Below are 270 nucleotides of genomic sequence, written 5' to 3'. Positions count from 1 at the left end.
CAAGAGGTTGGCGCTCTGGGGCAAGGTATACGACAACGAAGACCTTTCTCGCAAAGCCAAAAGCATGGAGAAAAGGATTGATCGATTGAAAGATCAGCAAACCGATCAGCCTGCTATCTCGCCCTGGCAGCTAAAACTCAAGGGTGAAGCTCTGAGAGCTGATCGGTTGTTAGCTTTAAGTGATCTGGAGGTGAAACCCGCTGCTGATGCCGCGACTCTGTTCCCACTTCTAGAGAAACAGATCAAAAGCGGTGATCGCATAGCCATTAT

At 49.3% G+C, this 270-nt stretch carries 1 protein-coding gene; it reads left to right on the top strand.

The annotated features are described in order from the left end of the window. Positions 1-85: 85 nt before the first annotated feature. Positions 86-270: hypothetical protein (locus tag CWC28_RS21270; RefSeq protein ID WP_212746816.1), on the top strand; the 185-nt coding region annotated here is incomplete at its 3' end.

Origin of the sequence: Pseudoalteromonas sp. S4492, assembly GCF_005886115.1 — a bacterium.
Lineage (GTDB): Bacteria > Pseudomonadota > Gammaproteobacteria > Enterobacterales > Alteromonadaceae > Pseudoalteromonas > Pseudoalteromonas gelatinilytica.
This window is presented reverse-complemented; position numbering and strand designations above follow the sequence as displayed.